Source organism: Novosphingobium sp. EMRT-2 (assembly GCF_005145025.1).
Taxonomy (GTDB): Bacteria; Pseudomonadota; Alphaproteobacteria; order Sphingomonadales; family Sphingomonadaceae; genus Novosphingobium.
On sequence record NZ_CP039695.1, the window covers coordinates 3,519,832 to 3,543,964 of the forward strand.

The following is a 24,133-nucleotide window of genomic DNA, read 5'->3' on the forward strand; positions in this document are numbered from 1 at the left end:
GAGAGCGGGGAATTTAACCGATCGGTGAAACGCGATCAGCGCGCGGTGTTGGCGGCGCTGAGAATGGCGCGGACGCTGGCGGTGGCCACGTCCTCGTCGATGCCCACACCCCAGATCACGCGCCCGTCGGGCAGCGCGCATTCGACATAGGCCGCTGCGCGCGCATTGGTGCCGCTGCCCATGGCGTGTTCCGAATAATCGCGAATCTCGATGTCCACGCCGAACCCCTCGCGCAGCGTCGCCACGACCGAGGAAATGAGGCCGTTGCCGCGCCCGCTGACGGTCTGGATCTGGCCGTCGATCTCGATCTTGCCGGCGAACACGCGGGTGCCGTCGGGCGCGCGCGATTCCTCGTAGTCGACGAGCTGGAAGTGCTGCGGGGATTCAAGGCGATAGACCTTGCGGAACACGTCCCAGATATCGCCGGCCTGCAGTTCGCGGCCAACCTCGTCCGCCAGTTCCTGCACGTGCCGGCTGAAATGCGCCTGCATCTTCTTGGGCAGCTTGAGGCCCTGGTCCTGTTCCAGCACCCAGGCGAAACCGCCCTTACCGGACTGCGAATTGACGCGGATCACCGCTTCGTAGCTGCGGCCGAGGTCGGCCGGGTCGATCGGCAGGTAAGGCACGGCCCAGAGTTGGTCGTTGCGCGCGTCCTGCGCGGCGAAGCCCTTCTTGATCGCATCCTGGTGCGAACCGGAGAACGCCGTGAACACCAGTTCGCCGCCATAGGGATGGCGCGCCGGCACGGGCAGTTGATTGCAATATTCGACCGTCTGGATCACCTGGTCGATGTCCGAGAAATCCAGTTCCGGATCAACGCCCTGCGTGTACATGTTGAGCGCGACGGTGACGAGGCAGCAGTTGCCGGTGCGCTCACCATTGCCGAACAGGCAACCTTCCACGCGGTCGGCGCCGGCCATCAGGCCCAGTTCCGCCGCCGCGACACCGGTGCCGCGATCGTTGTGGGTGTGCAGCGAGATCACCGCGCATTCGCGATTTGGCAGGTTGCGGCAGAAATATTCGATCTGATCGGCGTAGATGTTCGGCGTCGCGGCTTCCACCGTCGCCGGCAGGTTCAGGATGATCGGCTTTTCGGGCGTCGGCTTCAGCACGTCCATCACCGCTTCGCAGCAGGCGATGCTGAAATCGAGTTCGGCGGTGGAGAAGGTTTCCGGGCTGTATTCGAAATGCCAGTCCGTCTGCGGAAAGCGCGCGGCCTGATCGCGCAGGTTCTTTGCCCCGGCGATGGCGATGTCCTTGATCTGCGCGGGTTCCATGCCGAACACCACGGTGCGCCACAACGGCGATACCGCGTTATAGACATGGACGATGGCCTGCTTGGCCCCGGCGAGGCTTTCGAACGAGGTCTTGATCAGGTCCTCGCGCGATTGGGTCAGCACCTGGACGAACACGTCATCGGGAATGTGGCCGCCGTCGACCAGACCGCGGATGAAATCGTATTCGGTCGCGCCGGCGCTGGGGAAGCCGACTTCGATTTCCTTGAGGCCCACCTTCACCAGCAGATCGAAGAAGCGCTGCTTCTTGTCGGCATCCATCGGATCGATCAGCGACTGGTTGCCATCGCGCATGTCGGTGGAAAGCCAGCGCGGCGCCTTGGTGATGGTGCGGCTGGGCCATTGGCGGTTGGGCAGGTCGATCTGCGGAAATGGACGGTACTTGACCGAAGGGTCTTTCAGCATGGTCATCTCGGGAAAACTCGGAGCTTGCGAGCCGCTGTGGCCCTGTAATGTGACGTGCGGTTTGCTGTCCCCTGGGCGCCGCGCGCGCCGTGGGACCGACGCGTCAGCTCACGCCCAAGGGCGAATAAGTCGAAGGGTAAGATCCAGCCGAGCGATCATGCGCCAAGCCTATGGTCAATTCGCGGGCGCTTGTCCAGAATGAATGCAGCACGAAGGACAGGCGCCGCCCGCGCTTGCGATGGAGAGAGGATACCCGCGCTCATGCAGATCGAACCGTTCACGCTTGCCGTTCCACAGGCGCAGATCGACGACCTTCACCGGCGGATCGACATGACGCGCTGGGCCGAACGGGAGACGGTGGAGGACTGGTCGCAGGGCACGCCGCTGGCGGCGTTGCGCGAACTGGTCCGTTACTGGCGCGAGGAATACGACTGGCGCCGGTGCGAGGCCTGGCTGAACGCGACCGGCCAGTTCACCGCCCGGATTGACGGGCTGCCGATCCATTTCCTCCATGTCCGTTCGCGGCACCAAAACGCCACGCCGCTGGTGCTGACTCACGGCTGGCCGGGGTCGATTCTGGAGTTCCGCAACTGCATCGCGGCGCTGACCGATCCCGAAGCGCACGGCGGCACGGCGGAGGATGCGTTCCATGTCGTCATTCCCGCGCTGCCGGGCTTCGGCTTTTCGGGCAAACCGACGCAGGCCGGCTGGGGCGTCGAAAGGATCGGGCGGGCCTGGGGCGAACTGATGCGCGGGCTGGGCTATGCACGCTGGTTCGCGCAAGGGGGTGACTGGGGATCGGCGGTGACAACCGCGATCGCGCTGCAGAAGGTCGAAGGCTGCGCCGGTATCCATCTCAACATGCCGATCGCGCGACCGCTGCCCGACGATCTTGCTGCGCCTTCCCCCGCCGAAGTCCGCGCGCTGACCGCGCTCCAGCACTATCAGGACTGGGATTCGGGCTATTCCAAGCAGCAGCAGACCCGCCCGCAGACGGTGGGATACGGGCTGGTCGATTCGCCTGTGGGACTGGCCGGCTGGATCTACGAGAAGATGTGGGCGTGGACGGACAACGCTGGCCGGGCCGAAGACGCACTCGATCGCGACGCCATTCTGGACAATATCATGCTGTACTGGCTGCCGGCGGCCGGTGCTTCCTCTGCCCGTCTGTACTGGGAAAGTTTCGGCAGTTTCGCGGCAAAGGACATCGATCTGCCGGTGGCGGTCAGCGCGTTTCCCAAGGAGATATTGCCCACGCCGCGCAAGTGGGCGGAACGGCATTATCGCACGCTCGTCCATTGGGGAGACATGGAGAAGGGCGGCCACTTCGCGGCATGGGAACAACCGGAAGCCTTCGTGCGGGAACTGCGGATCGCGTTCGGCAACATGCGTTGACGGGGAAGGGCCGGAAGGGCGGCGTGATCAGCCGCAGCGCGCGGAAACGACCAGCCCGTTCTCGTTGACCATCACGTTCAGGCGCTCGGGCGCGAAATCCTCCGTGACCACGTTTCCCGGGTGGACCCAGCGGATAACTTCGTGGTTCACGGCCTTGCGCACAGCCATGTGGAGATCGAGCGTTTCGCGCTTGCCGAGAATGTCCTGCACCTTTTCCGCGCCGCAGCTTGCGGCCGGGAGAGGGCCTGCAAGGTCTGCCGTGTCGCTACTCCCGGCGGAAGGCGCATCGTCAAAAGCCCCCACCGCTTCATAGGCCTTCGCGCCGGATTCTTCGGCCTGCTGCGACGGCTTTGTATTGCACCCGGCAAGAGCGCTGCACAGGACCAGCCCGCCCGAAACGGCCAGTGCGCGAACCATGGATAGTTATCCTTCGTGATGTCTCCACAATGGAGATAATCAGACAGAAGTTACCGGTCCATTGCCATTCGTCGAATGGGGCGAGACGTCTGTGGAATAAAAAACGGCGCGAGCATTGCCCGCACCGTTCGGAATCACGCCCAGGCAGGGAGAAATGCCCGGAAGCGCCGAGGCAGGCCGACGGCCACGCCCCGGCGCCTTGCCGTCAGTTCTTGGTCTGGTCGACCAGCTTGTTCGCGCCGATCCAGGGCATCATGGCGCGCAGCTTGGCGCCGGTTTCCTCGATCGGGTGGCGCTTGGCGGCGATGCGCGAAGCCTTCAGTTCGGGCTGCCCGGCGCGGTTGTCGAGCACGAAGTCCTTGACGAAGCGGCCGGACTGGATGTCGGCCAGAACGCGCTTCATTTCCTGCTTCGTTTCATCGGTGATGATGCGCGGCCCGGTCTTGATATCGCCGTATTCGGCGGTGTTCGAGATCGAGTAGCGCATGTTGGCGATGCCGCCTTCGTACATCAGGTCGACGATCAGCTTCAGTTCGTGGAGGCATTCGAAGTAGGCCATTTCCGGCGCGTAGCCAGCTTCCACCAGCGTTTCGAACCCGGCCTGGACCAGCGCGGTGGCGCCGCCGCAAAGCACGGCCTGCTCACCGAACAGGTCGGTTTCGCATTCCTCGCGGAAGTTGGTTTCGATGATGCCCGAACGGCCGCCGCCAACGCCCGAGGCATAGGCGAGGGCGATGTCATGCGCGTTGCCGGTGGTGTCCTGGTGCACGGCGACAAGGCACGGCACGCCGCCGCCCTTGAGGTATTCGCCACGCACGGTGTGACCCGGGCCCTTGGGCGCGATCATGATCACGTCGATGTCGGCGCGCGGTTCGATCAGGCCGAAGTGGATGTTGAGGCCGTGCGCGAAGGCGAGCGCCGCGCCGGGCTTCAGGTTGGCGTGCAGGTCGGCGGCGTAGATGGCGGCCTGGTGTTCGTCCGGCGCCAGGATCATGAGCACGTCGGCCCAGGCGGCGGCATCGGCGTTCGCCAGCACCTTGAAGCCGGCGGCTTCGGCCTTCTTGGCACTGGCCGATCCGGGGCGCAGCGCGATGGCCACTTCCTTCACACCCGAATCGCGCAGGTTCTGCGCGTGGGCGTGGCCCTGGCTGCCATAGCCGAGGATGGCGATCTTCTTGCCCGTGATCAGGTTCAGGTCGGTATCGGCGTCGTAATAAACCTTCATTGTGCTTTCCCTCGTCCAGTTCGCCATGCTGAAGCGGGTTCAGCATCCATCGGGGCCGTTCAGCGCCGCCCTATCGGGAAAAATGGACCCCGAAACAAGCCGGGGTGACGTAGTTCTTCAGAATGTCCGTTGCAGGATCGGTTTGACGTTCAGGCGGCGTTCGCGCCCCGGATCATGCCGACGATGCCGGTGCGGCCGACTTCGACCAGCCCCAGTTCGCGCATCAGGCCGACGAACGTGTTGATCTTGTCCGGCGCGCCGGTCAGTTCGAACACGAAGCTGTGGGTGGTGGTGTCCACCACCTTGGCGCGGAAAACGTCCGCCAGCCGCAGCGCTTCCACGCGCGCGTCGCCGGTGCCGGCGACCTTGATCAGCGCCAGTTCGCGTTCGACGTAAGGCCCCACCTCGGTCAGGTCGGTCACCTTGTGGACCGGGACCAGCCGTTCCAGCTGGGCGTGGATCTGGTCGATGATCTCGGGCGGGCCGTGCGTCACGATGGTGATGCGGCTGACGTCGTGCTCGTCGGTGATGTCCGCCACCGTCAGGCTGTCGATGTTATAGCCGCGTGCGGTGAACAAGCCGGCGATCTTGGCAAGGATGCCGGCTTCGTTGTCGACCATGACGGTCAGGACGTGGCGTTCGGACGCCTGTTCCTTGATCTTCATCACTGTAAGGGTTTCCTCTGGGCGCAATCGTCTGGCCGGTGCCGTCAGACCAGCGCCTTGGCTTCGTCGTCCATCGTGCCGCTCACCGCATCGCCGTAAAGCAGCATCTCGGTATGCGCGGCACCGCTCGGGATCATCGGGAAGCAGTTCGCTTCCTTGGCGACAAGGCAATCGACGATGACCGGGCCGGGATGGTCGATCATCGCCTGGATGCCGGCATCGAGCTGGCTTTCGTCCTCGATGCGGATGCCCTTCCAGCCATAGGCTTCGGCCAGCTTCACGAAATCGGGAAGGCTGTCGGAATACGAGTTGGAATAGCGGCTCTCATAGGTCAGTTCCTGCCACTGGCGGACCATGCCCATCCATTCGTTGTTGAGCACGAAGACCTTGACCGGCAGGCGATATTGCGTGGCGGTGCCCAGTTCCTGGATGTTCATCTGGATCGAAGCATCGCCGGCCACATCGATCACCAGCGCATCGGGGAAGCCCACTTGCGCGCCGATCGCGGCCGGCAGGCCATAGCCCATCGTGCCGAGCCCGCCCGAGGTCAGCCACTTGTTCGGCTTCATGAAGTGGAAGTACTGCGCCGCCCACATCTGGTGCTGGCCGACTTCGGTGGCGATGATCGGATCGCGATCGCGGGTCAGCGCATAGAGGCGCTCGATCGCGAACTGCGGCATGATATCCTTGCTGCGCTTCGGATAGGACAGGCTCTTGCGCGCGCGCCAGCCGTCGATGCGGGCGTACCATTCCTGAAGGTCCGCCTTCTGGTGGCCGCCAGCCTTCCAGGCCTCGATCAGCTGTGCCAGCACCTTGCCGCAATCGCCGATGACCGGCAGGTCCACGCGCACCGTCTTGTTGATGGAGGCGCGGTCGATGTCGATGTGGATCTTCTTGCTGTTGGGCGCGAAGGCATCGAGGCGGCCGGTGACACGATCATCGAAGCGCGCGCCGACCGCGACGATCAGGTCGGCCCGGTTCATGGCGAGATTGGCTTCGTAAGTCCCGTGCATGCCCAGCATGCCCAGCCACGCGGGATGATCGGCCGGGAACGCGCCCAGGCCCATCAGCGTGGAAGTGACGGGCGCGCCGGTCAGCGCCTGAAGCTCGCGCAGCAGGCGCGTGGCTTCGGGGCCGGAATTGATCACGCCGCCGCCGGTGTAGAAGATCGGGGCTTCCGCCGCCGCGATCATGGCGATGGCATCGGCGATGTCCTGCCGGTTGCCTTCGACCTGCGGGGCATAGCGGTTGCGCTGTTGCGGCGCGACCTCGGTCCACGCGGCCGAAGCGACCTGGACATCCTTGGGAATGTCGATCACGACCGGGCCGGGGCGGCCCTCGGTGGCGATGCGGAACGCCTCGTCGATCGTCGCGGCGAGCTGCGAGGGGTCCTTCACCAGATAGTTGTGCTTGGTGCAGTGCCGGGTGATGCCGATGGTGTCGGCTTCCTGGAACGCGTCCGAACCGATCAGCGCGGTGGCGACCTGGCCGGTGATGACGACCAGCGGAATCGAATCCATGAAGGCGTCGGCGATGCCGGTGACCGCGTTGGTGGCACCGGGGCCGGACGTCACCAGCACCACGCCGGGCTTGCCGGTGGCGCGGGCATAGCCTTCGGCCGCATGGGCGGCGCCGGCTTCGTGCCGGACGAGGATGTGGCGGATGCGTTCATCGCCGAACAGCGCGTCATAGATCGGAAGCACTGCCCCGCCAGGATAGCCGAACACGAATTCGACGCCCTTGGCGACCAGGCTTTCAACCAGGATTTCCGCGCCGCTGCGCTCGGTTTTCACGGTACTTCGTCCCTTGCTTGGCGATCCGGTTTTCCGCTTCGCCTGTCTTGCAACTCTGCGAACATTCCAACGTATCGTTTTCCATCCCCAAAAGAGGATGGCACTTGCTCCGGCCGGGGCCGGAAATACACTGTCGGCCGAAAAATTATGGCCCGACGCAGAGCTGGCTGCGCCGGGCCGTCTCTCCCTTCCGGGCACCCGACACAAGTCGGGCAGTTGACGGCCTGCTACTTGATATAAAATGCCATGTCAAGCAGCTATGTTTGAAATAATCCTGCTATATCCTCCGTGTCAAGGTAATTTTCGTTCGCAAGGCGCGGCCAGTCCGGCGGATTTTGGTGTCTTAGCCAGGTGAACTGCCGTTTGACGTAGTTTCGCGTGGCCTGTTGCCCTGTCGCGATAGCCGACTCGGCATCGCATTCGCCGCGCACAAACGTGGCGATCTCCGGCACGCCGATGGCGCGCATCACGGGCAGAGCGGGGTCCAGCCCGCGCGCGAGCAGCGTCCGCACTTCGTCGATCGCGCCGCCCTCCCACATCCGGCGGAAGCGCACGTCGCAGCGATCATACAGCCACTGCCGGTCGGGCAGCAGGATCGCGGGGGCAAGGGTAACCGTGCCACCGATGCCGCCGCTGCGCTCGGCCTGCCATGCGGCCAGCGGGCGGCCGGTCGAGCGCACCACTTCCAGCGCGCGGGCGACCCGCGTGGTATCCGCCGGGGCCAGCCGGGCCGCGCGTTCCGGGTCTTCGGCGCGCAGGGCTTCCCACGCCTGAGCGACCGGCATCGCGCGCACCGCCGCGCGTATTTCCGGATCGATCGATGGCACGGGCGCGATGCCGTCGAGCAGGGTGCGGATGTAAAGCCCGGTTCCGCCGACGAGGATAGGAAGCGCGTCCTCGGCATGCGCCCGCACGATTTCCGCCCGCGCGGCCTCGGCCCAATCGGCGGCCGAGCAGGCCACCGCACCATCCCATGCGCCGAACAGCCGGTGGGGGATGCCCTGCATCTCCTGCTCGGTCGGCCGCGCGCTCAGCACGGCCAGATCGGCATAGACCTGCGCGCTGTCGGCATTGATGACCACGGCCTTGCGTCCCTGCGCGCGTTCGTGCAGCGCCAGCTTTATCGCCAGATCGCTCTTGCCGCTGGCCGTCGGCCCTGCAATGAGCGCCAGCCGTGGCTTGGCCGGCGAGCGTTCGTCAGAGACCAAGCCGGTATCGACGAAGGAAAGGGAATTATCGGTGCTCATCGCCCGCCTGATAGCAGAGCCTGAGACGCTTGGTGACAATCTTGCGCGCGCGATGGAAGCGATCGAGGAGCGGGGCTGGGAAGTGGCCGGAGCGGGCATGCTCGAAGGGTGCGAGGACGTTCTCGAACTCGAAGTGCTGGAAGGCGATCCGGCCGAAGTCCGCCGCATTCTTGACGCGCATTTCCCGGACAGCGACCTGCTGCTGTCGCTCCACCCGATCGCGGCGCCGCGCCTGTTCGTGTCGGACATGGATTCGACCATGATTCAGGCCGAATGCATCGACGAACTGGCCGATTTCGCGGGGATCAAGGACCAGATCGCGGCGATCACCGAGCGCGCGATGCAGGGCGAACTGGATTTCGAGGCCGCCTTGCGCGAGCGGGTGGGCCTGCTGCGTGACCTGCCCGAAGCCGCGATCCACCAGTGCCTTGCCGAACGGATCAGCCCGATGCCGGGCGCGCGGACGCTGGTGTCCACGCTCAAGGCGCGCGGGTGTCACACCGTGCTGGTAACGGGCGGCTTCCACAGCTTCGCCGATCCCGTGGCCGAACAACTGGGGTTCGAGCGCGTCGTGGCCAACCGGCTGGAAATCCGCGATGGCGCGCTGACCGGCGGGCTTGTCGGCGGGATTACCGACAGCGGCGTGAAGAAGGCCGTGCTGCTGGAGGAAACCGCGCGGCTGGGCGAGGGGGCGACCAGCCTCGCGACCGGCGATGGCGCCAACGACATCCCGATGATCGAGGCGGCACACTGGGGCCTTGCCTATCGCGCCAAGCCCAAGGCGCGCGCGGCGGCCGACGGCTGGATCGACCGGGGCGATTTGACCGCGATCCTGCTGCTGTTCGGCATTCCGCGCGAGGAATGGGTCAACGACTGACGGCGGCAGAGCTCACGGAGGCGGAGCGGCGGGTCTTGATCCGCGCCGCAATGCGCAAGCCCAGCGCGGCGATGGCGATGCCGCCGCCGATCAGCCCGATCATCCGCGTTTCCGGCCGGGCGATGCGCCCGACGTAGGAAAAGGCGAAGATGAACCACAACCAGTGGATGCCGAACGTGTGCAGCCGCTTCCACCACCTGCCCAGCCGGCGCATCGCGGCGTCGGTGGAGGTCAGCGCCATGGCGATGAGGAGCACGTAGGCCAGACCTCCGCCCAGCAGGGTCGGCAAGGGCCGTTGCGTGCCCGACAGGCGCAGGAACGTGATCAGCGCCGCCAGGTGGATCATGTGGCAGGCGGCAAAGCCAAGGCCCCAGAAACGCCGTTCGCGCAGCAGCGCCCGCGTTTGCGGGCCGGGCCACAGCCGTGCCAGCGAGGATGCGCTGTAGGTCAGGATCAGCAGCGGAAAGCCGGCGCGTGCGGTCCAGCGCGCCGCAAGCTGCCAGCCTTCCGTGGTGGAGCGCCCGGCCAGCAGGCCCGCCGCGAGCGCCACGAGCCCCAGCGATATGCCAAGCAGCACCTGCCAGCGTTGCTTCATCGATCCCTCCCGGTATTTTGTCGGAATTTAGGTAGTCGATTTGAAACCTATTTGCCATAGCGAGGCAAGATTGCTAAATGACAGTGGTGTAAGTAACTCGCAGGTGCATGAATGGCTACGCTCGCTACCGCCTCGATGACCGATACCGCGACGCGCGGGACCAACGATCTTCCGTTCATGCTGCCCGGCCGCCCGAAAATGCGATACGATTTCGCGAAGGCGTGGCGTCATTTCCGGGAACTGGTGAAGGACAAGGAGAACACCGCCGAAGTGTTCCCCATCTTCGAGGCGCTGCCGTGGCGCGGGGTCTACGATGCCGCGCGCGCGTTCCTGTCGACGGAGCGCGGTCAGCGTATCCGGGCGAGCGAGCCGTCGCTGGTGACGATTCTCGACGATCATGAAGCGCTGCGCAGGCTGCCGGCGGGGTCTGTCGGGCAGGTCTATTGCGACTTCATGGAGCGCGAGGGGCTGTCGGCGCAGGGGCTGGTCGACGAACTCGAAAAGTACCGCCCGGCCAATTCGCGGTTCGACGATCAGGTCGATTGGTACATGCGCCGCCTGCGCGATACGCATGACTTGATGCACGTGCTGTCGGGCTATGGGCGCGATGCGCTGGGCGAACAGTGCGTGCTCGCGTTCACCTATGGTCAGCAGCCGGCGCTGGCGCACCTGTTCCTCGGTTATGCGGGAGCCATGGAGATTTCGCGGCGCGGGCGGGTCAAGGTGCCTATCTTCCGCGCGGTGCGCGAAGGGCACAAGATGGGCAAGGCGTGTTCACGGCTGGCCGAAATGCCGATCCGCGATGTCCTGGCGATGCCGCTGGACGAAGCGCGCCGGATGCTCGGCATTCGCGCGGCGCGCTACTATCCCGAAGCGCATGCCAAGTGGCGCGCGGCCGGAATCGACCCCTACGATCTGCTGGCGGCGGCCCAGCAGGCGGCCTGATCGCGGTCCAGCCCCAGAACATGTTCCAGGAAGCAAGCCTTGTGGAACGTGATCCCGTAGCCGCCATGCTGGCGCGCGCCTTTGCGGTCGATCCGGCGATGTCGTTCATCTTTCCCGACGCCGCCGTGCGTGCGCGCCGGATGCCGCGCCTGTTCCGGCTGCTCTATGCCAGCGACGCGCGGGCGGGGGCGGTCTTCGCGTACGAGGGTTGCCGCGCGGCGACGCTTTGGCGCGCGCCCGGCCGAACTAAAGTGCCGCTGATGGAAACGGTTGCGGGCGCGCCCGCCTTCCTGGCCGCGCTTGGCCCCGCGGTGACGCGCGCGATCCGGGTGTCGCACGCGATCGAAAGCCACATGCCGCGCGGACGGTTCTGGTACCTGCACATCGCCGGTTGCGATCCGGCGGCGCAGGGCAAGGGGCTGGGCGGCGGCGCGATCCGCGCGGGTCTCGATCGCTTTGGACGGACGGAGGATTGCTATCTCGAAACCGCCACCGAAGGAAACATCGGCATCTACAACAGGCTTGGTTTCGAGGTCATCGACACGTGGACGGTGTCGGGCGGAGGGCCGCGATTCTGGTCGATGCTGCGGCCGGCGGGTTGATTGCCCCAAACCGGCCGCGCTCGCAATCCGTCAGGGTCAGGCTTCCATCCAGTCGTGGAAAAACGCCTCGTTGGTGGCTTTCAGCGCTTTCACTTCCACGCCCGCGACCGTGCTACCATCGACCGTGCCGATGCGAACCGCCCCTTCCAGCATGACGCCGGGCCGCGCCGTCACGATGTAGCGCCCCTGGTCCTCGCCGAACGCCGATGCGGCGGTAAGCGGGATGTCGAGCGTGCAGCCAAGGCCGCTGCCCATGGCCATTTCCGCCAGAGCGACAAGCAGGCCGCCATCGCTCACGTCGTGCACCGCCGTCACGCGCCCGTCGCTGATCCATTCGCGCACGAGTTCGCCATGGGCGCGCTCGTCGGCCAGATCGACCGGCGGCGGCGCGCCTTCCTCGCGCCCGTGGATCTCGCGCAGCCACAGCGATTGGCCCAGGTGCGTGCCTTCGCCGCCGACCAGCCAGATGCCGTCGCCGTGTGCCTTGAAACGGACGGTGACCATCTTTTCATGGTCCAGCATCAGGCCGACGCCGCCGATCGCGGGGGTGGGCAGAATGGCCGAACCGCCGCCCGTGGCCTTGGATTCGTTGTAGAGCGAGACATTGCCGCTCACGATCGGATAATCGAGCGCGCGGCAGGCATCGCCCATGCCTTCGAGGCAGCCGACGATCTGGCCCATGATTTCCGGACGCTGCGGGTTGGCGAAGTTGAGGCAGTTGGTGATGGCGAGCGGCGTGGCGCCGACCGCGCAGATGTTGCGGAAGGTCTCCGCCACCGCCTGCTTGCCGCCTTCGTAAGGGTCGGCGAAGCAATAGCGCGGGGTGCAGTCGGTGCTGATCGCCAGCGCCTTTTCGGTGCCGTGGACCCGCACCACGGCCGCATCGCCGCCCGACTTCTGCAAGGTGTCCGCGCCCACCTGGCTGTCGTACTGTTCCCAGATCCACTTGCGCGAGGCAAGGTCGGCGCAGCCGATGAGCGTGAGCAGATCGGCGCCGATGTCCGCGCTTTCGGGCACGTTCGCCAATGGCGCCGGCTTGGGCGTGGGCACGTGCGGGCGGTCATAGAGCGGGGCTTCGTCGGCCAGCGGGGCGAGCGGAATGTCGCAAACCACTTCGCCATCGAATTCCAGCACCATGTGCCCGGTATCGGTCACTTCGCCGATCACCGCGAAATCGAGTTCCCACTTGCGGAAGATCGCCTCCGCCATCGGCTCCTTGCCGGGCTGCAGCACCATGAGCATGCGCTCCTGGCTTTCCGAAAGCATCATCTCGTAGGGCGTCATCGCCTCTTCGCGGCAGGGCACCTTGTTCATGTCGAGCCGGATGCCCGCGCCGCCCTTGGAGGCCATTTCGACCGACGAGGAGGTGAGGCCGGCCGCGCCCATGTCCTGAATCGCGACGATAGCGTCGGTCGCCATCAGTTCGAGGCAGGCCTCGATCAGCAGCTTTTCGGTGAAGGGATCGCCCACCTGCACGGTCGGGCGCTTTTCTTCCGACTTCTCGTCGAAATCGGCCGAGGCCATGGTCGCGCCGTGGATGCCGTCGCGGCCGGTCTTCGAGCCGACATAGACGATCGGATTGCCGATGCCGGTGGCGGCGGAATAGAAAATCCGGTCGGTATCGGCCACGCCCACGGTCATCGCATTGACCAGGATGTTGCCGTCATAGGCCTTGTGGAAATTGGTCTCGCCGCCCACCGTCGGCACGCCCACGCAGTTGCCATAGCCGCCGATGCCCGCGACGACGCCCTGCACCAGATGCTTCATCTTCGGGTGATCGGGGCGGCCGAAGCGCAGCGCGTTCATGTTGGCGATGGGCCGCGCGCCCATAGTGAACACATCGCGCAGGATGCCACCGACGCCGGTCGCCGCGCCCTGGTAGGGTTCGATGTAGCTCGGATGGTTGTGGCTCTCCATTTTGAAGATGGCGGCCTGTCCGTCGCCGATGTCGATCACGCCGGCGTTCTCGCCCGGGCCGCAGATGACCCACGGCGCTTCGGTCGGCAGCTTCTTCAGATGAATGCGGCTCGACTTGTAGGAGCAGTGCTCGGACCACATTACCGAGAAGATGCCAAGTTCCACGAGGTTCGGCTCGCGGCCGAGCGCCTTCAGGACGCGCTCGTATTCATCCTCGGACAACCCGTGCGCGGCGACGACATCGGGCGTGATCTGCGGTGCGGTGGTTTCGGCCATGCGCGGCCCTTAGCGGCGTGCGGCGAGTCTCGCTAGCCCCGCCGTGGCGGTTGCCGTGTGGCGGAAACATTTGCCTTGATGGGCAAGGTCCGTTCCGAGCTTGACCCGTGCCGTTCCCGCCGCCAAAGCTGGAGAGGATGACTACTAATCCCGATATCGCGTCGCTGAGTTTCGAGGAGGCGCTGAAGGCGCTGGAAGAGGTTGTGCGCCGGCTTGAAAGCGGCGAAGCGCCGCTCGACGAATCGATGGACCTTTATGAACGTGGCGAGAAGCTGCGCGCGCATTGCCAGGCTCGGCTCGATGCGGCGCAGGCGCGGATCGAGGCGATCGTGACCGATCGCGATGGTCGCCCCACCGGCACCCGCCCATTTGACGAGGCCACATCGGCATGACGACCACTTCCGACCAAGATGCCATCGAGCAGGACACCGCCGAGGCAAACGGCACGATGGCGGTGCTCAAGCCCGCGCTGGCCCAGATCGCCGAGGATATCGATGCAAGCTTCGATGCCCTGCTGGCCGTGGCCGGCGATCCGCGCGATCGCTTGATCGAGGCCATGCGCTATGCCGCGATCGGCGGTGGCAAGCGGCTGCGGCCGCTGCTGCTGACCGCCACCGCGGGCATGTTCGGCGTCGATCGCGCCAGCGCGGTGCGCGCCGGGACCGCGCTGGAGGCGGTCCACGTCTATTCGCTGATCCATGATGATCTGCCGTGCATGGACAACGACGCGACCCGCCACGGCAAGCCCACGGTGCATATCGCCTTTGACGAGGCGACAGCCGTGCTTGCTGGCGATGGACTGCATGTCTTCGCGTTCGAAGTGCTCTCCGATCCCGCGATGAGCGGCGATCCGTTCGTGCGGATCGAACTGGTGCGCACGCTGGCCATGGCGAGCGGGGCGAACGGCATGGCCGGTGGCCAGATGATGGACATCGCCGCCGAAACCGCCAGCTTCGACCTACCCACGGTGACCCGTCTCCAGCAGTTGAAGACGGGCGCGCTTCTCGCGGCCGGTGTCGAGATGGGGGCCATTCTCGGGCGTGTTCCGCCGGAAGGACGCACGCATTTGCGCGGCTATGCCCGCGATATCGGCCTTGCCTTCCAGATCGCGGACGACCTGCTCGATACCGAGGGCGATGAAGCGGTGGCCGGCAAGGCGCTGCGCAAGGATGCGGAACGCGGCAAGGAAACCTTCGTCTCGCTGCTGGGCGTGGAGCGCGCGCGCGAACAGGCGAAAATGCTGGTCGAACAAGCCGTGCAGCACCTTGCGTCTTACGGGCCGGAGGCGGATGTGCTTCGTGCCGTGGCGCGCTTCATCGTCGAAAGGGATCACTAAATGGGGGAGAGGATCGGGGTGTACCCCGGCACGTTCGATCCGATCACGCTGGGGCATCTCGACATCATCCGTCGCGGTGCGAAGCTGGTCGATCGGCTGATTATCGGCGTGACCACCAATCCGTCGAAGAACCCCATGTTCACGCCGGACGAACGCATCGCCATGGTCGAGCGCGAAATGGCGACGCAGGGGATCGAGAACGTCTCGGTCGTGGGCTTCAACGCGCTGCTGATGAAATTCGCCGAACGGCAGGGCGCCACGGTGATCGTGCGCGGCCTGCGCGCGGTGGCGGACTTCGAATACGAATACCAGATGGCCGGCATGAACCAGCAGCTCAACGACCAGATCGAGACGATCTTCCTGATGGCGGACGTGAGCCTCCAGCCGATCGCGTCGAAGCTGGTGAAGGAAATCGCCATGTTCGGCGGCGACATTTCCGATTTCGTGACGCCGGACGTGAGGGACGATGTCGTCGCCCGGATCGAAAAGACCGGCCGGCTCGGCGACTACTGATCGGCTCACACTGATGGCTGGGGCTGTGCGGAACTGCAATTCGTTCATTGCAGTGACAGCGCGCCCGGCCTATCGGCCACGGATGCGGTTTCCGGCCCGCACCTATTTCCGCCCGGATGAACGCTGAAGGTGGTCTTGCAGATGGTTTCGCGCTTCCTTGCCTCGATCGCGCTTGGCGCCGTGGTTATCGCCACCCCCGCCATGGCCAAGAAGAAGCAACTGTCGGTGAAGCCGGACACGCCGCCGATGCAGTATGCGGTCGATACCTCGCTGAACGACGATCCCGAGAACATCCTCCTGCTGGACCTCTCGAACGGTGGGCGCGTGGCGATCCGGCTGATGCCGCAATGGGCGCCCCATCACGTCGAGCGGATCAAGGAACTGGCGCGACAGGGCTTCTACAACGGGGTCATCTTCCACCGCGTGATCGATGGTTTCATGGCCCAGACCGGTGACCCGACGGGCACGGGGCAGGGCGGTTCCAAGCTGCCGGACCTCAAGGCCGAGTTCAACGATGCGCCGCATCTGCGCGGCACCGTATCGATGGCCCGCACCAACGAGCCGAACTCGGCCAACAGCCAGTTCTTCATCGTGTTCTATCCGCGTTTCGCCCTCGATCACAAATACACCAACTTCGGTCGGGTGATCTCCGGCATGGAATATGTCGACACGATCCAGCGTGGCGAACCGCCGTCGAATCCGACCAAGGTCGTCCAGGCCTCAATCGCGGCCGACAACAAGGCCCGGCCGGCCGTTGCCGCGCCCGTTGCCGCGCCGGCGATCACGGCCGACATGCTGAGCCACTCGCAGTCCAACTGATCCGCTGCCCCGGGCGATGCGCGTCGATCTCTTCGATTTCGAGCTGCCGCCCGAACGGATAGCGCTGCGCCCCGCGCGCCCACGCGATGCGGCGCGGATGCTGCTGGCGAAGGGTGACGGCACGCTCGCCGATCATGTCGTGCGCGATCTGCCATCGCTGCTGCGGGCGGGCGACGTGCTGGTGTTCAACGATACGCGTGTGATCCCCGCCCAACTCGAAGGCCGGCGCGGCGAAGCGAAGATCGGGGCGACGCTGCACAAGCGGATCGACCTGCGCCGCTGGCAGGCTTTTGTCCGCAATGCCAAGCGTCTGCGCGAAGGGGACGTCGTCGATTTCGGCGCCGATGTGTCCGGCACGGCCGAACAGCGCCATGATGACGGCAGCTGGACCCTGTTATTCCCTGGAGACGAGCCGGTGGAGGTGCTGCTGGAGCGCGCTGGCCGAATGCCGCTGCCGCCCTATATCGCGGGCAAGCGGCCCACCGACGAGGAAGACCGGCGCGATTACCAGACGATGTTCGCCGCGCGCGATGGCGCGGTCGCCGCGCCTACGGCGGCGCTGCATTTCACCGACGGGCTCATGGCCGCGCTGGCGGCGGCGGGCATCGCGCACGAGACGCTGACGCTCCATGTCGGCGCGGGCACCTTCCTGCCGGTCAAGGCGGAGGACACCGCCGATCACCGGATGCACGCCGAATGGGGGCGGATCGAGGCGGACACCGCCGATCGCCTGAACCGCGCACGCGCCGCCGGCGGCCGGGTGATCGCGGTGGGCACGACCAGCCTGCGCCTGCTGGAAAGCGCGGCGGGCGAGGACAACGTGATCCGCCCGTTCGCGGGCGATACCTCGATCTTCATCACCCCCGGTTACCGCTTCCGCGCGATCGACGGCCTGATGACCAACTTCCACCTGCCGCGCTCCACGCTGTTCATGCTGGTCAGTGCGCTGATGGGGTTGGAGACGATGCAAGCGGCCTATGCCCATGCCATCGCCAACGCATACCGGTTCTACAGCTACGGCGATTCCAGTCTGCTGCTGCCGGAGGGGTGAGGGGGCCGCGCATCGTCGTGGGCCGTTTTCGTCATCCTTGCCGCAAAAGTGCAGAATGCTTCGGTGACGGCATCGGGGTTATCGATCCAGGGGAAATGCCCTGCCGACGGGATCGAGGCGTGGCTGACGTTGGCGCCGCGATAACTCGGGGAATCCCAGCCACCTTGCCAGACGATCCGGTCTTCCGCACCCGCGAGTACCAGCACGGGCAGCGTCCGGGGCCACCATGCTGCGCGATAGGTATGATCGAAGTGAGCGTCGGACCACTCAACCGCGGCGCTGTTGTATGGCATGCGGGAAAGCAATTCTTGTCCGGCGGGAATGGCAGACGGGGTGAAATTCCATGGAGCGGATGCGACCGCGATGGCGGCGATGTTCTCGTCGCAGCGATCAGCCTCGTAAACGGCGGTTGCTGCCTCCACCGCGGGCAGGGGGTTCCGCTGCGTCATCCCGACGAACCTTGCGTGCCATGCCGCGTCCGGTGCGCTGTCGAGCAGCACCAGACCGCATATGTGCTGTTCAAGCTGCGGCGTGGCGAGGAGATACATGCCGCCGGTGGAATGCCCCGCGAAGACAACGTTCGGCAATGCCATCGCCGCTTCGACCAGGACCTGCGGCCATACCGAATAGGGATCGGCCGGAGCGCCCGGAGGTTTCCGGTTGGAGCCATCGCCGGGCAGGTCCACCAGCCATACGGCACCCGGCAGGTCGAGCGCCGACGCCAGTTCCTCGAGACTTTCCGAACCTATTCCGGGGCCACCGGGCAGAAACAGCCAGTTGAGGAGGCCTGTCTGCCTGCCTCGGCAGCGTAGCCTTACGCCGGACGCGGTAAACAGCGTTGTGGTCATATCGGCTCCTGCCAGCTCCGCCCGGGCGGGCTGAAGCGGCCGTAGCAACTCTTCTCGCCGATGGAAGGGCGGCCTTGGCCGCGATCGTCGCCTCACGCGCGTTTTCTGCAACTGACCGACTTCACATTGCATCTCGTCAGCCGGCCCGACTCGTTGTAATTCGTTTACAAACGAACTAATTGGCGAGGGCGAGATTTCCCATGAACCAGCGACGCATCCTGACCGGCTCCCTGCTGCCCTTTGCCCGCAATTGGCGGAGAGCGGTGGACTATGCGTTGCGCCCGTTCGGCCTGTCCGAATCCCTGGGGGCGCCGCTGATCTACCTGGGGCGCTCGGGCGGCGGGCTGAGTCAGAACGAGCTGGCCGAGCGCAGCGGGATCGGCGGGCCGGCGCTTGTGCGCGTGGTCGACCGGCTGGTGGCGATGAACCTCATCACGCGCCACATCGACGAGGAGGACAAGCGCCTGCGCCGGCTGCACCTCACCGCCAAGGGCGAGGCGCTGGTCTTCCAGCTCGAGGAGGCGCTTGACCGGCTGCGCGACGTGATCATGGCCGACGTGACGGACGAGGACGTGACGGTGTTCCTGTCGGTAGTCGACAAGGTTGGTGCCGCGCTCGACCGGCTCGATCTGGCCAGCGCCTTCCTGTCAAACGATGAGGGAGCTGGCGCTTGAACGCGCATGCCTCTCGCATGGTTTTCTCGCTCAACAGCTTCGCGGCGGCGGTGCTGGCGTTGTTCATCGCGCTGGGGCTGGGGCTGGTGAACCCCTACTGGGCGGCGATGACGGTCTATATCGTCAGCCAGCCACAGGCTGGATCGGTCCGTTCCAAGGCGCTCTATCGCGTGATCGGGACGGTGGTGGGCGCGGCCGTTGCGGTCGGCGCGGTGCCGCTGCTGGTGGACGCGCCGGAACTGCTCAGCCTGGCGCTGGCAGCGTGGGTCGGCCTGTGCCTGGCCATCTCGCTGCTCGACCGCACGCCCCGCGCCTATGTGTTCATGCTGAGCGGCTATACCGCCGCGCTGATCGGTTTCCCTTCGGTCAGCGCGCCAGGCACGGTGTTCACCACCGCCGTGGCCCGCGTCGAGGAGATCTGCCTTGGCATCGCCTGCGCCACGCTGATCCACAGCGTGGTCTTGCCGCGCGGCATCGCCGGCACGCTCGAGGCGCGGATCGACGGGTTCCTGCACGATGCGCAGGCCTGGGTGCTGGATGCGCTGGCCGGCGTTCACGATCCGCACAACCGCGATGTTCACAAACTGGCCGGCGACATCACCGAATTGCACATCCTGGCGACGCATCTGCCGTTCGATACCTCGCACTACCACGATCGCAGCCGCGAGGTGGGCAAGCTGGCGGAGCGCATGGCGATGCTGCTGCCGCTGGCGCAATCGGTGGGCGATCGGCTCGACGCGCTGCGGCAGGCGGGGGATACGCTATCGCCCGCCAGCCACCGGCTTATTGCCGATGTCCGGGCATGGGTGGTCGCGGCGGACACCGCCTCGCTCGATCTCGCTGCAGCGCTGTCCCGGCGCGCGCGCGGGCTGGAGCCGGTGCTGGGTGAAACGCCGTCCGACGGCGAATTGCTGCGCGCCAGTTTTCACGCGCGGCTCGCGGAAATGATCGAGGCCTGGCGCGATTGTGCGGTGCTGGCGCGGCATTTGCGCGATGGCGGAACGGTGCCGGCGCCCTTGCGCGCGATGCTCGCCAATGAGCGCGCGCGCCGGCTGCACCGCGATTATGGCATGGCGGCGTGGTCCGGCCTCACCGCGAGTTTGGCGATCCTGCTGCTCTGCGGGTTCTGGATCGCGACAAGCTGGCCCGATGGCGGCACGGCCGTAATGATGGCCTCGATCTTCGCAAGCTTCTTTGCCGGGATGGATGATCCCTCGCGCGAGATCAACAAGGTGGCGATCTGGTGGAGCTATGCCACCGTCGTCACCGGCATCTACCTGTTCGGCATCGTGCCGCAGGTTCACGATTTCTCCACGCTGATGCTCGTGCTGGCGCCCACGTTCCTGGTCATCGGCTATTTTATGGCCATTCCCCGATGGACCATGCGGATGGTGCCGCTGGCGATGGGGATCAACGGCACGCTGGGCATTCAGGAGGGCTTTTCCCCCAGCTTCGCCGGCTTCATGAACAGTTCGCTCGCTTCGATCGCGGGCGTGCTGACGGCGTCGCTGGTGACGCGGCTGGTGCGATCGGTGGGGGCGGATTTCTCGGCGCGGCGGATCGTTCGTTTGGCCGAACGCGATCTTGCCAGCCAGACGCGCACCGAACCGCCGCTGGCGGTGCCGGCCTGGACCGGGTTGATGGTGGACCGTGTGGGCCTGCTGGGCGCGCGCGTGGCGGTGCGGGGCGATCAGGACGATCTGGTGGCGCAGACGCTGCGGACGATGCGTGTCGGTCTCAACCTGTTGACGCTGCGCCGCGTGGGGCCGCCGCGCGCCGATGCGCCGGCCGTGGGGCGCTTGCTCGATGCGCTCCGCCGCTACTGGCGCGGCCGCGGCGAGGGCGATCTGCACGCCCGGATTGCCGAGGCTATCCGCGAAGTGGCCGCCACGCCACCCACGCCTGCCCGGCGCGAGGCGCTGCTGGCGCTAACCGGGCTGGACCGCACGCTTGTTCCCGCAGACGTCAGGACCGAAGCCGCATGACGCCCGAACTGCATCTCTACGGCGTGTTCTTCCCGCACCTGTTCGCGACGGCGGCGGTGGCGCTGGTGCCGTTCCTGCTCATCCAGATCGCGATGCGGCGTTGGCGACTCTACCGCTTCGTCTGGCACCGTTCGCTGTTCGAGATCGCGCTGTTCGTGGCGCTGACCGGCGCCGTCTCCAGTCTTCCGCTAACCTTCATTCACTGAAACTCCTTCCCCATCAGGCGAACCCGAAATGTCTCCCCGATCCCTTGCTCCTGCCTCGTTCCGGTCGATCCTGATCGGCATCCTGCGCGTTGCCATCACGCTGGCGGTGGTCGCTCTGGCGTTCGTGGCGGGACGGGCGATGTGGCAGCGCTACGAGGTCGATCCCTGGACGCGCGACGGCCGCGTGCGCGCCGATGTGGTCAAGGTCTCGTCCGACGTGCCGGGGCTGGTCACACGCGTGCTCGTCCGGGAGAACGACCGGGTGACGAAGGGGCAGGTGCTGTTCGAGGTGGACACGCCCCGCTACCGGCTGGCGCTGGCCCAGGCGCAGGCCGCCGTGGCAAGCGCGCAGGCGACTGCCGCCGACGCGCATTCCCAGTTGCGCCGCGCACGGATGCTGGGCGATCTCGTCTCCGCGGAGGAGCGCGAGGCGCTGGAAGCCAAGGCGGAGACAGCGAGCGCCAGCCTTGAGGCGGCGCGGGTCGCGGTCAACGTGGCGCGCCTCAACCTGGAGCGCACGCTCGTCCGTGCGACGGTGAACGGTTACGTCGCCAACCTGCTGCTCAAGCCAGGCGACTATCTGGCAGCCGGCGCGCAGGGGCTGGCCGTGGTCGATGCCGATACGATGTGGATCGACGGCTATTTCGAGGAAACCAAGCTGCCGCGCATCCACGTCGGCGATCGCGCAAGGGTGTTGCTGATGGGCGAAACCAGCCCGATCGAAGGGCGGGTGGAAAGCATCGCGCCGGGTATCGACGATCGCGAGCGGACCAATGCCAGCAACCAGCTGGCCAGCGTGAATCCCACGTTCAACTGGGTGCGGCTGGCGCAGCGCGTGCCGGTGCGGATCGCGCTGGTCAGGGTGCCGCAGGATATCCGCCTGATCGCCGGCAGGACCGCGACGGTCGACGTGATCGATGGCGCCGGGCGCACGGTCCATGCGGGAGACCGTTCGTGAACAGGATCGGTCGCCTGACTCGCCTGGCGGTGCTGCTCGCGCCCACCCTGGTGCTGTCCGCCTGTGTGCATGTGCCGATGGAGCGCGACCGGACCCAAACCGCGCTTTCCGAAGCGCCAGCCGCCAATGCGCCATTCGTGAGCATGGACAAGGGGCCGTTCCGGGATGATCCTGTGCCGGGCCGCTGGTGGAAGCTCTATGACGATTCTCAACTGGACGGGCTGATCGAGGAAGCGTTCAAGGCGAACACCGATTTGCGCGTGGCGGCGGCGAACATCGACCGTGCCAGTGCCATGATCCGGCAGGCCCATGCACAGGGCACGGTTCTGGCGAACCTCAACGCCGGGGCGACGGTCAACCGCGATCCGGTCGCCTTCGAAAGTTTTCAGGGCTATCCGCTGGTGAGCGGCGGGGCATCGCTCACGTATGATTTCGATGTCGGCGGGCGCATCCGCAGCCTGACGGCAGCGGCCGGGCATGACCGCGATGCGGCGCAGGCCGCCTACGACCTGACGCGCGTCAACGTCGCCGCGGGCGTGGCCGGGGCCTATGCCGATGCCTGTGCTGCGGGAATGCTGCGCGCGCGGGCGCAGCACAGCCTTGGCCTGTTGCGGCGCAACCTGGACTTCACCAACCGGCTGATCGCGGCCGGACGCGGAACGCCGCTCGATCGCGACAACGCCGAAGTGCTGGTGGTGCAGCTGGAGGCGCAGATGCCGGGATTCGATACCGCGCAGGAAAACGCGCTGTTCCGGCTGGCGACGCTGCTGGGGCGGCCGCCGGCCGAATTCCCCAAGGAGGTCCAGACCTGTGTGCAGCCGCCGCGCGTGACCAGCGTGCTGCCGGTGGGCGATGGCGCGGCCCTGCTGCGGCGCCGGCCCGATGTGCGCGCGGCGGAGCGCACGGTCGCGGGTTCGCTCGACCGGATCGGCGTGGCGCGATCGGAGCTCTATCCCACCGTGCGCTTCGGCGCTTCCGTGGAGGACGTCAGCCCGTTCAAGTTTCCAGGAACACCACGCGGCTTCTCGTTCGGCCTGGGGCCGCTGCTGTCGTGGACGTTTCCCAACCGCAAGATTGCCCATGCGGAAATCGCGGCGGCCGAAGCCGAACGGGATGCGGCGCTGGCGCGCTTCGATGGCGTGATGCTGGGTGCGCTGCGCGAGACGGAAAGCGCGCTGACGACCTATGCCCACGAACTCCAGCGCAACGCCTCGTTGCGCGAGGCGCGCGACAAGGCGGCGGCGGCGCTGGCCAAGGTCCAGCGGATGCGTGCCGCCGGGCGCGAGAACGCGCTGACCGGGCTGGACGCCGCGCGCACGCTTTCGGCGGCGGAAATGACGCTGGCGACATCGGACGCCGCGCTCGCCAGCGATCAGGTGGCGGTGTTCCTCGCGCTGGGCGGCGGCTGGCAGGCCGACGGAGCCTGATCAGGCGTGCGTGATCGCGTGGAGGTGTTTCCGCACGCGGTCCGGATCGGCGATGCGCGCCAATGCGCTGGCCGGCGCACCAAGGCCGCGCAGGCCGAGCGCCAGCATGTCGGCAACGAAGCCGGCCGCCTGATCGACCGAAGGCTGTTGCAGCACGCTGCTGGCCATGACCGTCTGGCAGCAGCCGAGCCAGTAGAGCACGCCGGCGCGGCCGCCTTCGGGGGACACCAGCCCGGCCACCCGCGCCGCGCGCATGTCTTCCAGCAGGCCCCGGTTGAGCGGGTGATCCTCGGCGATGGTGCCGGAGGAGGACCGGGTCAGCACGGCCGCGCGCTTGGGCTGGGCCAGGGCGAAGGCGGCGGCGGCGATCATGCCTCCGGCCAGCCGTTCCAGCGGATCGGCGGTGTCGCGATTGGTGCGCCCCACCAGGGCTTCCACATCGACGCGGATCGCGCGCGAGATCGCTCCGGCGAAATCGTGCTTGTCCTCGAAATGGTTGAAGAACGATCCCTTGGCGACGCCGGCTGCGGCGACCACTTCGTCGATGGCGATCGCGTCCACCGGGCGTTCGGCCAGCAGTTCCAGCCCGGCGGCGAGCAGGGCGGCGCGGGTGCGCGCGGCGCGGGGGGAAAGCGTGGGTTCGGTCATGGTGAGGTTCATAA

Annotated in this window: 24 protein-coding genes; 14 read left to right on the plus strand and 10 right to left on the minus strand. The window is 66.3% G+C overall.

What is annotated here, in order from left to right:
* Positions 1-35: 35 nt before the first annotated feature.
* Entirely contained in the window at positions 36-1,706 is a 1,671-nt protein-coding gene (leuA, locus tag FA702_RS17085) for a 2-isopropylmalate synthase (protein WP_136957072.1), read from the minus strand.
* A gap of 255 nt (positions 1,707-1,961) precedes the next feature.
* Between leuA and FA702_RS17090 the strand changes: the two genes are divergently transcribed.
* Complete coding sequence (locus tag FA702_RS17090; RefSeq protein ID WP_136957073.1) at positions 1,962-3,095, plus strand: epoxide hydrolase family protein; 1,134 nt, start codon at positions 1,962-1,964, stop codon at positions 3,093-3,095.
* Between the two features lie 27 nt (positions 3,096-3,122).
* On the opposite strand, the gene FA702_RS17095 is transcribed toward FA702_RS17090, so the two are convergent.
* The 5 genes from FA702_RS17095 to miaA all read right to left on the minus strand — a co-directional run bounded on the left by FA702_RS17095 (position 3,123) and on the right by miaA (position 8,442).
* Positions 3,123-3,512, minus strand: a complete 390-nt coding sequence (locus FA702_RS17095; RefSeq protein ID WP_136957074.1) for an I78 family peptidase inhibitor — start codon at positions 3,510-3,512, stop codon at positions 3,123-3,125.
* Positions 3,513-3,717: 205 nt separating this feature from the next.
* A complete protein-coding gene (ilvC, locus tag FA702_RS17100; protein WP_136957075.1) occupies positions 3,718-4,737 on the minus strand; it encodes a ketol-acid reductoisomerase in 1,020 nt (339 codons plus the stop codon).
* A gap of 149 nt (positions 4,738-4,886) precedes the next feature.
* Positions 4,887-5,402 carry an acetolactate synthase small subunit gene (ilvN, locus tag FA702_RS17105; protein ID WP_136957494.1) on the minus strand — a complete coding sequence of 172 codons (516 nt, stop codon included), beginning with the start codon at positions 5,400-5,402 and terminating at the stop codon, positions 4,887-4,889.
* 44 nt (positions 5,403-5,446) lie between these two features.
* A complete protein-coding gene (locus FA702_RS17110; protein WP_136957076.1) occupies positions 5,447-7,195 on the minus strand; it encodes an acetolactate synthase 3 large subunit in 1,749 nt (582 codons plus the stop codon).
* 257 nt (positions 7,196-7,452) lie between these two features.
* The gene (gene miaA, locus FA702_RS17115; RefSeq protein ID WP_136957077.1) at positions 7,453-8,442 is read right to left on the minus strand and encodes a tRNA (adenosine(37)-N6)-dimethylallyltransferase MiaA; all 990 of its coding nucleotides are present in this window, start codon (positions 8,440-8,442) and stop codon (positions 7,453-7,455) included.
* Between miaA and serB the strand changes: the two genes are divergently transcribed.
* A complete protein-coding gene (gene serB, locus FA702_RS17120) occupies positions 8,435-9,319 on the plus strand; it encodes a phosphoserine phosphatase SerB (RefSeq protein ID WP_136957078.1) in 885 nt (294 codons plus the stop codon). The two genes, miaA and serB, sit on opposite strands and share 8 nt — an antisense overlap.
* Here the strand turns inward: serB and FA702_RS17125 are convergent.
* Entirely contained in the window at positions 9,309-9,914 is a 606-nt protein-coding gene (locus FA702_RS17125) for a hypothetical protein (RefSeq protein WP_136957079.1), read from the minus strand. The genes serB and FA702_RS17125 overlap by 11 nt on opposite strands.
* A 111-nt stretch (positions 9,915-10,025) precedes the next feature.
* Between FA702_RS17125 and FA702_RS17130 the strand changes: the two genes are divergently transcribed.
* Both FA702_RS17130 and FA702_RS17135 read left to right on the plus strand, forming a co-directional pair.
* Positions 10,026-10,859, plus strand: a complete 834-nt coding sequence (locus tag FA702_RS17130) for a ubiquinone biosynthesis protein COQ4 (RefSeq protein ID WP_255504634.1) — start codon at positions 10,026-10,028, stop codon at positions 10,857-10,859.
* Between the two features lie 41 nt (positions 10,860-10,900).
* On the plus strand, positions 10,901-11,461 hold the full coding sequence (locus FA702_RS17135) for a GNAT family N-acetyltransferase (protein ID WP_255504635.1): 561 nt from the start codon (positions 10,901-10,903) through the stop codon (positions 11,459-11,461).
* 36 nt (positions 11,462-11,497) lie between these two features.
* Here FA702_RS17135 and purL read toward each other — a convergent pair whose 3' ends face one another.
* Entirely contained in the window at positions 11,498-13,654 is a 2,157-nt protein-coding gene (purL, locus tag FA702_RS17140; protein WP_136957080.1) for a phosphoribosylformylglycinamidine synthase subunit PurL, read from the minus strand.
* Between the two features lie 137 nt (positions 13,655-13,791).
* On the opposite strand from purL, the gene FA702_RS17145 reads away from it, so the two are divergent.
* The 5 genes from FA702_RS17145 to queA all read left to right on the plus strand — a co-directional run bounded on the left by FA702_RS17145 (position 13,792) and on the right by queA (position 17,373).
* A complete protein-coding gene (locus tag FA702_RS17145; protein WP_136957081.1) occupies positions 13,792-14,046 on the plus strand; it encodes an exodeoxyribonuclease VII small subunit in 255 nt (84 codons plus the stop codon).
* Between the two features lie 56 nt (positions 14,047-14,102).
* A complete protein-coding gene (locus tag FA702_RS17150; RefSeq protein WP_136957497.1) occupies positions 14,103-14,990 on the plus strand; it encodes a polyprenyl synthetase family protein in 888 nt (295 codons plus the stop codon).
* Positions 14,991-15,503: a pantetheine-phosphate adenylyltransferase gene (gene coaD, locus FA702_RS17155; RefSeq protein WP_136957082.1), complete on the plus strand. Its 513-nt coding sequence runs from the start codon at positions 14,991-14,993 to the stop codon at positions 15,501-15,503.
* Positions 15,504-15,644: 141 nt separating this feature from the next.
* Entirely contained in the window at positions 15,645-16,322 is a 678-nt protein-coding gene (locus tag FA702_RS17160) for a peptidylprolyl isomerase (protein ID WP_136957083.1), read from the plus strand.
* 16 nt (positions 16,323-16,338) lie between these two features.
* Entirely contained in the window at positions 16,339-17,373 is a 1,035-nt protein-coding gene (gene queA / locus FA702_RS17165) for a tRNA preQ1(34) S-adenosylmethionine ribosyltransferase-isomerase QueA (RefSeq protein ID WP_136957084.1), read from the plus strand.
* Here queA and FA702_RS17170 read toward each other — a convergent pair.
* Entirely contained in the window at positions 17,337-18,332 is a 996-nt protein-coding gene (locus FA702_RS17170; RefSeq protein WP_210417563.1) for an alpha/beta fold hydrolase, read from the minus strand. The two genes, queA and FA702_RS17170, sit on opposite strands and share 37 nt — an antisense overlap.
* Positions 18,333-18,421: 89 nt before the next feature.
* On the opposite strand from FA702_RS17170, the gene FA702_RS17175 reads away from it, so the two are divergent.
* Genes FA702_RS17175 through FA702_RS17195 form a run of 5 tightly spaced genes read left to right on the plus strand, consistent with a single transcriptional unit; the run spans position 18,422 to position 23,471 of the window.
* Complete coding sequence (locus FA702_RS17175; RefSeq protein WP_136957085.1) at positions 18,422-18,895, plus strand: MarR family winged helix-turn-helix transcriptional regulator; 474 nt, start codon at positions 18,422-18,424, stop codon at positions 18,893-18,895.
* Positions 18,896-18,912: 17 nt separating this feature from the next.
* Entirely contained in the window at positions 18,913-20,880 is a 1,968-nt protein-coding gene (locus FA702_RS17180; protein WP_136957086.1) for an FUSC family protein, read from the plus strand.
* Complete coding sequence (locus FA702_RS17185; RefSeq protein WP_136957087.1) at positions 20,877-21,086, plus strand: DUF1656 domain-containing protein; 210 nt, start codon at positions 20,877-20,879, stop codon at positions 21,084-21,086. Before FA702_RS17180 ends, FA702_RS17185 begins: the two co-directional genes overlap by 4 nt.
* A gap of 28 nt (positions 21,087-21,114) precedes the next feature.
* The gene (locus FA702_RS17190; RefSeq protein ID WP_136957088.1) at positions 21,115-22,044 is read left to right on the plus strand and encodes an HlyD family secretion protein; all 930 of its coding nucleotides are present in this window, start codon (positions 21,115-21,117) and stop codon (positions 22,042-22,044) included.
* The gene (locus FA702_RS17195) at positions 22,041-23,471 is read left to right on the plus strand and encodes an efflux transporter outer membrane subunit (protein ID WP_136957089.1); all 1,431 of its coding nucleotides are present in this window, start codon (positions 22,041-22,043) and stop codon (positions 23,469-23,471) included. The genes FA702_RS17190 and FA702_RS17195 overlap by 4 nt, the downstream gene beginning before the upstream one ends.
* Here the strand turns inward: FA702_RS17195 and FA702_RS17200 are convergent, their stop codons facing one another.
* Complete coding sequence (locus tag FA702_RS17200) at positions 23,472-24,119, minus strand: TetR/AcrR family transcriptional regulator (RefSeq protein WP_168196100.1); 648 nt, start codon at positions 24,117-24,119, stop codon at positions 23,472-23,474.
* Positions 24,120-24,133: the final 14 nt, after the last annotated feature.